The following is a 9,426-nucleotide window of genomic DNA, read 5'->3' as shown; positions in this document are numbered from 1 at the left end:
GAGAAAAGCCATCCGTGCCCCGTTTCCGATGCCACCCGCCGCAGAATTGCCGCGACTCTAAACGGAATTGTGACCAAATTGAATGGTGCTTGGCAATATGGCCTATGTCATGGATTAGAACCGGTTGACGACCAGGCAGTCGACCATGGCGGCCAGATGCAGCCCGGCGCCGGTGACGACGAAGCCGTGCCAGACGGCATTGTGGAAGCGCAGGCCTTTCCAGGCGAAGAAGACGACGCCCAGGGAATAGACGATGCCGCCGGCGACGAGCAGCGCGACCGAGGTCGGCGGCAGCGTCTCGATCAGCGGTCCGGCGAGCACCACGCCGCTCCAGCCGATGGCGAGGTAGAAGAGGATGGCCAGCCGGTCGTAGCGGCCGGGCAGGAACATCTTGATGGCGATGCCGGCCAGCGCGGCACCCCACACGACGACGATCATGGGCAATGCCAGCGGCGAGTTGTCGAGTTGGGCTAGGAAGGGCGTGTAGGTGGCGGCGATCAGGAGATAGATCGCGGCGTGGTCGAAGCGGCGCAGGATCCATTTCGCCGGCCAGGATACCGGCCACAGATTGTAGGCCAGCGACACCGACAGCACGGTGAGCAGCGAGACGACATAGAACACAGCGGCGGCATACTCGCCGGGGCCGGCATGGAAAGCCGCGAGCGCCAGGAAGGCGGAGCCCGCCGCGATCGCCAGCACGATGCCCACCGCGTGGACGATGCCGTCGGCGATCATTTCGGCGCGCGAATAATGCCAGCGTCCCACGAAGGGGATCTCAAGCTGCGTATCTGGTCGCGCGTCGCTCATCACATGATCCTGCAACCCTAATCTGGGCAGTCGCGGACCAGTATTTCAAGCTTCGGTTGCGGTTTTGCGACTGCGGCGCCGCGCGTCCTTTCGACGCGCAAAGAGCGCTGTGGCGCGTTGATTTGCGCATGATCCCTTGCGAAAATCGATTCCGACTTTCGCGGTAGGGCGCTGACCGCGACGCCGCGCTCAGCGAGGCGCCAACGGCTTCTTCACGGTCTTGAGCAGCGCGCGCTGGATGAGCTCGTTGCCGGCGACGACCTCGCCATTGTCCAGCATGTCCTGCGCGCCATCCATGTCGGAGACGAAGCCGCCGGCTTCGCGCACCAGAAGGATGCCGGCGGCGATATCCCAGGACGACAGGCCGGTTTCCCAGAAGCCGTCCATGCGTCCGGCCGCGACATAGGCAAGGTCGAGCGCCGCGGAACCGAGGCGGCGAACACCCGAGACTTCGGCCATGACGTTGCGCAGCTCGATCAGGAAGTTGCCGTGCTGGCCGCGGCCGAGATGCGGCACGCCGCAGCCGATCACCGCGTCGGTGAGCTTGGAGCGGCCGGCAACGCGCAGCCGGCGGTCGTTCATGAAGGCGCCGCCGCCGCGCTCGGCCGTGTAGAGCTCGTCCATGGCCGGATTGTAGACGACGCCGGCGACGACCTGGCCCTGGCGCTCGAGCGCGATCGACACCGAGAAGAGCGGGATGCCGTGCAGGAAGTTGGTGGTGCCGTCGAGCGGATCGACGATCCAGCGGTGCTGGGCGTCCTCGCCCTCCACGGCGCCGCGCTCCTCCATCAGGAAGGCATAGCCCGGCCGCGCCTTCGACAGCTCGGCGTAGACGATCTCTTCGGCCTTGCGGTCGGCCTGGCTGACATAGTCGCCCGGTCCCTTCATCGAGACCTGCAGGTTCTGCACCTCGCCGAAGTCGCGCGACAGCGAGCGGCCGGCCTTCATCGCGGCCTGCACCATGACGTTGAGGAGAGCGGAACGCGCCATTTTTTCTTCCTGGCTTTTTCTTCCTACCGGCCGGCGCTCAATCGGCGCGGCGCATATAGGTGATTTCGTTGGTGTCGACGATGATGCGCTCGCCGGCCGAGATGAAGGGCGGCACCAGAACGCGGATGCCGTTTTCCAGCACCGCCGGCTTGTAGGAGGAGGCGGCCGTCTGGCCGCGCACCACCGGATCGGCCTCGGTGACGGTCAGCGTCACCTGGTCGGGCAGCGAGATGCCGATCGGCCGCTCCTCGTAGAGCTGCACCGTCACCATCATGCCGTCCTGCAGGAAGGCGGCGCGCTCGCCGACGAAGTCCTTCGCCAGCTCGAGCTGCTCGTAGCTTTCAGTGTCCATGAACACCAGCGCATCGCCCTGCTCGTAGAGGAACGAGAAATCCTTGAGGTCGAGCCTTATCTGCTCGACGGTCTCGGCCGAGCGGAAGCGCTCGTTGAGCTTGGTGCCGTTGATCAGGTTCTTCAGCTCGACCTGGTTGTAGGCGCCGCCCTTGCCGGGCTTGACGGTGTTGGTCTTGACCGCCACCCACAGCCCGCCATCGTGCTCGATGACATAGCCGGGACGGATTTCGCTGCCACTGATCTTGGCCATGATGAACTGATCCGGAATGAGATTTTCTGGCGCGGGTCGCGCTTTGGCGCCTCCAAGACCACAAATTGCCAAGGTAGGCAAGGGAGGGAACCCGAGCGGTTGCCGCGGCGACGCGCCTCAAGGCAGGCGATTTGCCTTTTGCAGCGCCTGCTTGGTCTGGTCGTCGTCGAGGCCCTGCAGGAAATCGTCCATCTGCGGGTCGATCAGTCCGGCGCGACGAGCGACGATATACCAGGCGCCGGCGAGGATCAGGTCCGGGTCGGTGCCGATGCCGCCCATATAGAGCTTGGCGAGGCGGTTCTGGGCGGCGACATTGCCGCCTTGCGCCGCCCGTCTTATCCAGGCAAAGCCCGATTTCAGGTCGCGCTCGCCACCGCGCCCCTCGATCATCCAGGCGGCGAGGTCGATCTGCGCCGTGTCGTAGTTTTGGCGCGCGGCTTGCGTCAGGAGGATACGCGCCTGGGCGTCGTCATGCGGCTTGCCGCCGGCGCCGTTGGCATAGAGTTGCGCCATCGCGTATTGCGCGTCGGCAAGGCCGGTGGCGGCCGCGCGCTCGTAGTAGACGGCGGCTTTCACAAGCCCGTCATCGCCGGGATCCTGCTGGACAAGCAACTGCGCGAAGTTGAACTGCGCAAGCCGGTTGCCGGCCTCGGCCGAGGCCTGCATCAGCGCGAAGGCGCCCTTTTCGTCCTTCTTCACATAGCGGCCGTCGAGCAGCATCAGCGCATATTGGAACTGCGCCTCCGGCACGCCCTGTTCCGCGGCCAGCCCATACCATTTTGCGGCCTCGGCGGGATTGAGCGGCACGCCCAGCCCGCGCGACAGGATTTCGGCCACCAGCGTCTCGGCGGCCGGATCGCCGTTCTTGGCGCGCTCCATGGCGAGATTGTATGCGGTCTTGTAGAGGCCGCGCTGGAAGGCGCCATAGGCGGCGTCCGGCTGCTTGGCGCCGAAACGGTCGGGATTGACGGTGTCGGCCGATGGCGGAGTCATGGTGGCCGGCTGCGGCAAGGTGTTCTGGATCGGCTTGTCGATATGCGGATCGCCGCCGAACCGGCTCGCATCCGGCGCGGTGTCCGGCGTGGCTGTGTCCGGCTTGCCCTTATCCGGCGTGCCCGTGGCCAGCGAGCCTGCATCCGGCTTGGCTGCGTCTGGCGCGCCCTTGTCCGGCGCACTCGTCTCCGGCCGGGGCTGGGGCAGAGGCACGGTCTCGGTCGCGCTCGCCGTTTCGCCCAGCCAGCAAGCCGGAACCAGCAAGCCGGCCAGGACGGCCAGAGGAAGCACACGCAAGCGCATGTCAGTCCTCGAAACGCGGCGCGGTTTCATCGAGCAGCGCGTTGGCGGCGGCGATCGCCGCCGCGGGATCGCGCCCATCGGCGAAAACGGCGCTGGACAGCGCCACGAATTCGGCGCCGGTCGCGGCCACCGCCTCGACGGAAGCAAGCTCGGAGCCGCCCATGACGATGCAGGGAATCGAGATCATCTCAGCCCACCATTCGCCGAGGGCGAGGTTGCGGTGATGCGGCTCCGGCTTGTTGTCGTAGCCGAAGCGGCCGAAGAACATGTAGTCGGGCCGTTCCTCGCCGAGCTCCAGCGCCTCGTCGCGCGTCTTGGCGCCGCCGGCGCCGACCATCATCTTGCCGGCCAGTCGCTCGATCGTCTCGGCGAGCTCCCGCGGCTTTGCCTCGACATGGATGCCGTCGGCCTGGACGCGCCCGGCGATGCGGCTGTCGCCGGCGATGATGACGGCGATGCCGGCGCCTTGAGCGATCGGCACGATCCGTTCGGCAAAGGCCTGGAAGGAAGCATCGTCCATGCCGTTGTCGGGCAGGATAAGCGAAGCGACGTCGCCGCCCTCGAAGGCCGCGCAGATATGCTCGGCCGGCACGAGCGGCGGCGCGATCAGCACGATGCGGCAGCGATTGGGCGGGGTTAAATCGTTCATTGGCCTTCGATCCCGGTTTCGCCTATGCCGGGCGAAGATGGTTGCATTGCGGCATAGAGCAAAGCGGCCAGCTTGAACAGGAGGGCGAAGCAGGATCGTCGTGCGCGGGGACGCCGCCGGATCGCCGCGCTCCGTCGTTTACAGAGCCGGTTCGCGGAAACGCCGAACCGCTCCAGGGATCACCCGTCCGGCAGGCTGAAGACGGCGCACGGTCTGACAATTCCACGCAATTGGTGTTCGCCCAGCGGGACCAAGGGCGTCGAGGTTTCCGCCGCGACAGCACCGGAGATCAGGACGCTCCATCCAAGCGGCCGACACAGGCCTTCGAGCCTGCTGACGAGGTTCACGGCCGGGCCGATTGCCGTGAAATCCAGACGGTCGGCGGTGCCGACATTGCCCCACACCATGTCGCCGATGTGCAGCGCCATGCCGAATTGCAGCTCGGGCATGCCCTGTCCGGCACGAACCTGATTGAGCTGCGCCATCCCCGCCCGCGCCGCTGCGACCGCGCGCAACGCCGTCTCGCAAGCCTCTGAGACCGAGCGCTCGCCGACAGGAAAGATCGCCAGCACGCCGTCGCCGATGAATTTCAGCACCTCGCCGCCAAAAGCGTGAACGGCGCCGGCGATGCGATCGAAGCTGGCGTTGAGCGCCGCCACGACCTGCTCGGCGTCCGTCTCTTCCGACAGGGCGGTAAAGTCGCGCAAATCGCTGTAGAGCAGGACCGCGCGGATTGTCTCGCCAACCTCGCGCCGCGAACGGCCGGCCAACACCTGCGCCGCGCTGCGTTGCCCAAGATAGGCCTCAAGCAGGGCCGACAGCGTCGACCTGGCGGCGAGAGCGGCAAGCGGCGCCACGGCGAAGCGCGCCACCTGGTCCAGTGTTTTCGATTCGTGCTCCGCGAGAGGGCGTGCCGCGGCCCAGTTCAGTTTTGGATTCCCCGATTGCGCATCCTCGCGCTTGGGACCAACCGTGTAATCGTGCACGACACCGGTTCCCAGTCCCGCCAGCCATTCGCGTCCGAGATCTGCCTCTCCGGTTCCAGGCATCATGCCGGCGCCAAAACCCAGCGCCTCCATGACGACGCCTGTCTCCGCCCGCCACAGCCAGGCGCGGCGCGTTATGATCGGATGCGGCGCGGCGAGCGTCAGGGCTCCACCGACGAGCGGCAACCCGTCGTCAACCAGCCGCGCGCCGAGCGTGGCCAGAAAATCATCCGGCTGGACGGCGCCGCCGGCGCTGTCGACCAGCCAGGCGAAAGTTGAAGAAAGCCGCATCGATATGATCATGCTTCGGCGTTCCGTCGCTGTCACCAGCGCGAATCGAGCCAACGAGATTTTAGTTGAACGGCAGGGCGATTTGGCTTCGAATCGAAAGCGCTGGCCCGGCGCCACCTGCCAGGCGAGCCGTGTTGGCGCGCAAACCCGGGAGGTTTCGATGGCTGAACCCTTGATCGTTCGTCGCGAGGTACAGATCGCGGCGCCGCCGGCGACAGTCTTCGCCTTCCTGACAGATCCGGACAAGATTGTGCGCTGGATGGGAACGGAGGCAACGGCGGAACCCAACCCTGGCGGTCTCTATCTGCTGAATTTGGGAGGAAGAGCCACGGCTCGCGGCCAATTCACCGAGGTCATACCCGTCCACCGCCTTGCCTACAGCTTCGGCTGGGAGGGCAACGATCGGACGCCACCCGGTTCGAGCCTCGTCGAAATCGATCTGGTCGAAGAGCCGGGCGGGACGCGGGTCAAGCTCACCCATAGCGGCCTTGCCGACCGAGAGATTTGCGACAGCCACGAGAAGGGCTGGACGCACTATCTGGATCGGCTCGCAATCACCGCCGCCGGTGGCGACCCGGGACCGGACAAAATGTAGGGCAGCGGCCGCAATTGCCGACAGCCAGCGGCCAATCGCTAGTGTGTTTCACCGTTTCACGGAAACGGCGAAACGCGCTATCTTCTTGTTTTTACGCAATTCCGGACGGAAAACCGCTCACACCTCTCCTGGAATTGCTCTAGAGTTCAAGCTTGTAGCCGATATGGCTGGCTTTGAAGCCAAGCCGCTCATAGAAGCGGTGCGCGTCCGTCCGGCTCTTGTTCGTCGTCAGCTGCACGACCCGGCAGCCGCGCTCGCGGCATTTGTCGATCGCCCATTCCAACAGGCGCTGTCCCAGCCCCTCGCCGCGCCGCGATAGGCCGGCGAGAAAGGTGATCTGGAGCGTGCCGATGACCGTCGTTGCCATCGGTCATCACCGCGAGCAACTGGTTCGGATCGCCGTCTATCGCCGCGAAGGCGTCCAGATAGGGTTGCGCCAGCGGCAGGCTTGCGTCTTCACGGGCCCGGCCCAGCGCATCGTCGGCAAGCATTGCGACGATGACCGCAACGTCCGCTTCACGTGCACGGCGAATGCTGATGGCGTTCATTTCCACTCTCCGAAATGGCGGGCCGACCGACCGGCGGACCCTGGCGGGGCGGATGGTCGTGCTGATTGGGCGGCAATAGCGGATGCCGGCATTAATGACTATCCCGGCGGCGCCGTTCTGCGCTATGGCTTGGTTCCCCGCCTCCTCCAACCTTCTCTTGCCGATGTCAGGCTTGCTCAGCGATCCCTGGTTCTATGCCGCCGCCATCCCGGCGGTGATCCTTGTCGGCCTGTCGAAAGGCGGCTTCGGCGGCGCCGTCGGCTTCGTCGGCGTGCCGTTGATGGCGCTGACCATCCCGCCGGTCCAGGCAGCGGCCATCCTGCTGCCGATCCTGTGCCTGATGGATATCGTTTCGGTGTGGACGTGGTGGGGCGTCTATGACCGCAAGATGCTGGTCGACATGATGCCCGGCGCCGTCATCGGCATCGGCCTCGGCTGGCTGACCGCCGCCTTGGTGACCGAGGAGATGGTGCGGCTGATCGTCGGCGCCGTCGCACTGGTGTTCGTGCTGCGCTGGCTCTACCTGCAGTTCCGCCATGGCGCCGATCATGCGGCCGAGCCGAACCGCATCGCCGCCGCCTTCTGGGGCACGGTCGCCGGCTTCACCAGCTTCGTCGCCCATGTCGGCGGTCCGCCCTTCCAGGTCTATGCGCTGCCGATCCGGCTTGATCCCAAAGTGCTGTCGGGAACGGCCGCGATCTTCTTTGCCACCACAAACGCGCTGAAGCTCATCCCCTATTTCGCGCTCGGCCAGTTCGACACCGCCAACCTCACGGCCTCGGCGGTGCTGATGCCGCTGGCGCCGCTGTCTACCATCGCCGGCGCCTGGCTGGTGCGCCGCATGCGGCCGGAGATCTTCTATCCGTTCACCTACGCCACCGTCGCGGTGGCCGCCGTCAAGCTGCTTTGGGACGGCATTGCGGGCCTGATGTGAGGCGTGCAGATATTCAGGTGAGGCCGGCCTGCAAATGGCGGTTTCCTGCGCTTCCGGTGCTCACGTACTTTAAGTACGCTCCGCTCCGGTTCTCGGAAACCGCCCAGTTTGGTCGCTTCGCGCCCGTCTTCGACTCCGACTCGGCCTGACCTGAATCTCAACGCGCCTCGGGCGGTCGCCTTGATGTCAGGCGGCGCTCGGCACCAGCTGCCGGCTGCCGCCGAAGCCGAGGGCGGCGCCGAGCGCAATCACCATTGCCATGCCGGCAAGAATGCCGATGTCGTGCAGAGTGGGCTTCAGCACCATGTCGGCGATGATCACCAGCATCACCGCATAATCGAGGCGCGCCCATCTCATCATGCGCTGGCCGATGGCAAGGACGGCGGGCGTCACACCCTGCTCGGCGACCATGGCGCCCATGCGCTCGCCGGTCGGCTTGAAGATCAGCATGCCGATCGAGAAGGTCGTGGCATAGCCGACGAGGCCGATGACGATCCACAGTTCGGTGAAGCCGACCCAGAAACCGCACATGACGAGGCCGAAGATCAGCGTCAGCATCGACATCGGCGCGAAGAACCTGCCGCCGAGCTGTCCGCTGGCGCGCATTGCCTGCAGCTTGTCCTCGATGTTGCCGGCGCGCTCGGCCAGCACGCCGAGCAGGAACAGCACGAAGCCGCCGCCGACCCACAAGATGGCCGAAACAACGTGAAGGAATTTGACGATCGAATACCAATCCATGGTTTGCTCCCGGATAGCGTGCCTGATTTCAAGCGGCGAGGATTTGCGCGCCGCTTCAGAGGAGCGGCCTTTTGCGTGGCGCGTGTTTCGGAACGATGCCGCGGCAGCGGCGGGCATGTTACAGGCGGCCACGATCGGCATTCGAAAATCCGGTTTTAGACGATCCCCAGCGGCGGAGCCGCTGTCCTGTTCCGGCACAGGGAAGCGCGTTCGCTTAAAAAATCGCCGCCTCGTTAAGGGTTCGTTAAGCTTTACAGGCGTTTACTATGCGCATCCAGTTTTGCTGGATTCTTACCGAGTGGTTGGAGCCACTTTGTTTGACGCCTCCCTGTTAAACTCCTGAGAGCCGCCTTATCCGCGGCTCTTTTTTTGTCCGCAGGCGGCTGGCTCCAAAGCAGCCGGCGTTAACCGTTTGTTAAACATGCGCTTGCCTTCATGGGCGTCGAAGCGCATTTTCAAGCCTCGGTCATTTAAGGGTGCTGGCCACGTCGGCAAGGATAGTCGAATCGGCTGGCGGCAGTGCAGGGGCGTATCGATGAACGAGCCTTCGAAGGGCAGCGCGAAAACCATCAAGCTGGCAGAGCGCCGGGTTTTCTCCCAATCCTTCAAGCCGCTCTACCAGGAAGGCATGGGGCTGGTCGAGCAGGCCGCCGAATATCTCGATGGCAAGGGCAGGCTCGAGGCCAAGAAATTGTCGCGCACGGCCGCGACCCTCTATGCGGCGGAATCGATGCGGCTGACCACCAGGCTGATGCAGGTCGCCTCCTGGCTGCTGCTGCAGCGCGCGGCGAATTCCGGCGAGATGACGCGCGACCAGGTGGCCTCGGAGAAATCCAAGGTGCGGCTGGATACCGCGTCGGCGCATGACGAGGCGCTTGGCTGGAACGAGTTGCCGAAGGAATTTCTCGATCTGGTGACGCGCTCGCTGCGCCTGCAGGCGCTGGTGCGGCGCATGGACGAGGAAATCTATGGCGGTGTCGGGGCCGAG

General features: G+C 65.2%; 10 protein-coding genes and 1 pseudogene. 3 read left to right on the top strand and 8 right to left on the bottom strand.

Annotated features, from left to right (window positions below; genetic code table 11):
* Nucleotides 1-114: 114 nt before the first annotated feature.
* From EOA28_RS14105 to EOA28_RS14080, 6 genes are all read right to left on the bottom strand, one after another.
* Nucleotides 115-807: a hemolysin III family protein gene (locus EOA28_RS14105; protein WP_127249610.1), complete on the bottom strand. Its 693-nt coding sequence runs from the start codon at nucleotides 805-807 to the stop codon at nucleotides 115-117.
* A 189-nt stretch (nucleotides 808-996) separates the two neighbouring features.
* Nucleotides 997-1,797, bottom strand: coding sequence for an inositol monophosphatase family protein (locus EOA28_RS14100; RefSeq protein ID WP_126080740.1), 801 nt, complete (start codon nucleotides 1,795-1,797; stop codon nucleotides 997-999).
* A 37-nt stretch (nucleotides 1,798-1,834) separates the two neighbouring features.
* Nucleotides 1,835-2,401: an elongation factor P gene (gene efp, locus EOA28_RS14095; RefSeq protein ID WP_126080741.1), complete on the bottom strand. Its 567-nt coding sequence runs from the start codon at nucleotides 2,399-2,401 to the stop codon at nucleotides 1,835-1,837.
* Nucleotides 2,402-2,518: 117 nt separating this feature from the next.
* Nucleotides 2,519-3,697 carry a tetratricopeptide repeat protein gene (locus EOA28_RS14090; RefSeq protein ID WP_245463401.1) on the bottom strand — a complete coding sequence of 393 codons (1,179 nt, stop codon included), beginning with the start codon at nucleotides 3,695-3,697 and terminating at the stop codon, nucleotides 2,519-2,521.
* A 1-nt stretch (nucleotide 3,698) separates the two neighbouring features.
* Nucleotides 3,699-4,346 carry a thiamine phosphate synthase gene (locus EOA28_RS14085; protein ID WP_127249609.1) on the bottom strand — a complete coding sequence of 216 codons (648 nt, stop codon included), beginning with the start codon at nucleotides 4,344-4,346 and terminating at the stop codon, nucleotides 3,699-3,701.
* 179 nt (nucleotides 4,347-4,525) lie between these two features.
* Nucleotides 4,526-5,623: an adenylate/guanylate cyclase domain-containing protein gene (locus tag EOA28_RS14080; RefSeq protein WP_127249650.1), complete on the bottom strand. Its 1,098-nt coding sequence runs from the start codon at nucleotides 5,621-5,623 to the stop codon at nucleotides 4,526-4,528.
* Between the two features lie 160 nt (nucleotides 5,624-5,783).
* Here EOA28_RS14080 and EOA28_RS14075 point away from each other — a divergent pair, with 160 nt between their 5' ends.
* Complete coding sequence (locus EOA28_RS14075; protein ID WP_126083675.1) at nucleotides 5,784-6,218, top strand: SRPBCC domain-containing protein; 435 nt, start codon at nucleotides 5,784-5,786, stop codon at nucleotides 6,216-6,218.
* A 139-nt stretch (nucleotides 6,219-6,357) separates the two neighbouring features.
* On the opposite strand, the pseudogene EOA28_RS14070 reads toward EOA28_RS14075, so the two are convergent.
* A pseudogene (locus EOA28_RS14070) lies at nucleotides 6,358-6,766 on the bottom strand (GNAT family N-acetyltransferase).
* Between the two features lie 163 nt (nucleotides 6,767-6,929).
* On the opposite strand from EOA28_RS14070, the gene EOA28_RS14065 reads away from it, so the two are divergent.
* Entirely contained in the window at nucleotides 6,930-7,700 is a 771-nt protein-coding gene (locus tag EOA28_RS14065; protein WP_127249649.1) for a sulfite exporter TauE/SafE family protein, read from the top strand.
* A gap of 186 nt (nucleotides 7,701-7,886) precedes the next feature.
* Here EOA28_RS14065 and EOA28_RS14060 read toward each other — a convergent pair whose 3' ends face one another.
* Nucleotides 7,887-8,438: a DUF2269 family protein gene (locus tag EOA28_RS14060; RefSeq protein ID WP_127249608.1), complete on the bottom strand. Its 552-nt coding sequence runs from the start codon at nucleotides 8,436-8,438 to the stop codon at nucleotides 7,887-7,889.
* A 535-nt stretch (nucleotides 8,439-8,973) separates the two neighbouring features.
* Between EOA28_RS14060 and EOA28_RS14055 the strand changes: the two genes are divergently transcribed.
* A partial coding sequence (locus EOA28_RS14055; protein ID WP_128314973.1) for a DUF1465 family protein occupies nucleotides 8,974-9,426 on the top strand: 453 nt, incomplete at its 3' end.

Origin of the sequence: Mesorhizobium sp. M2A.F.Ca.ET.067.02.1.1 (assembly GCF_004023285.1) — a bacterium.
In the GTDB taxonomy this organism is placed as follows: Bacteria; Pseudomonadota; Alphaproteobacteria; order Rhizobiales; family Rhizobiaceae; genus Mesorhizobium.
The sequence above is the reverse complement of the archived record's forward strand: the minus strand, read 5'-3'. Positions and strand labels throughout refer to the sequence as shown.